Below are 277 nucleotides of genomic sequence, written 5' to 3'. Positions count from 1 at the left end.
CTCGTTCAGGAGTCATTCGTATCTGTTCTGAGGGTTGATTTCTTATCGCCTCCATCGACAAGCGGACAGGTTCACCTGTCGGTCTCGGTAATTTGGTATCGTAACCTTCGTCCTCATCGTATTCTTCCTGGTCTAAACTGGCAAGGGCGTTTTTAGGTGATCGGAAGGCATCACGAATTTCTAAAGAGAGGTATCTACTGACATCTACATCCTCTCTACTCAATCCCTTCTCACGAAGGAAGAATTCGTCCGAATCTATTTCTTCAATGACTCCGGC

The 277-nt window shown here is 46.2% G+C and carries 1 protein-coding gene; it reads right to left on the bottom strand.

The window, feature by feature from the left end; genetic code table 11:
- Nucleotides 1-277 (bottom strand): hypothetical protein (locus tag P2081_RS20810; RefSeq protein ID WP_278924690.1); only part of this gene is annotated, 277 nt, incomplete at both ends.

The sequence above is a fragment of the Pseudophaeobacter profundi genome (assembly GCF_029697505.1).
GTDB classification, from domain to species: domain Bacteria; phylum Pseudomonadota; class Alphaproteobacteria; order Rhodobacterales; family Rhodobacteraceae; genus Pseudophaeobacter; species Pseudophaeobacter profundi.
Note: the sequence above shows the minus strand (reverse complement) of the source record. Positions and strands in the feature narration are given on the sequence as shown.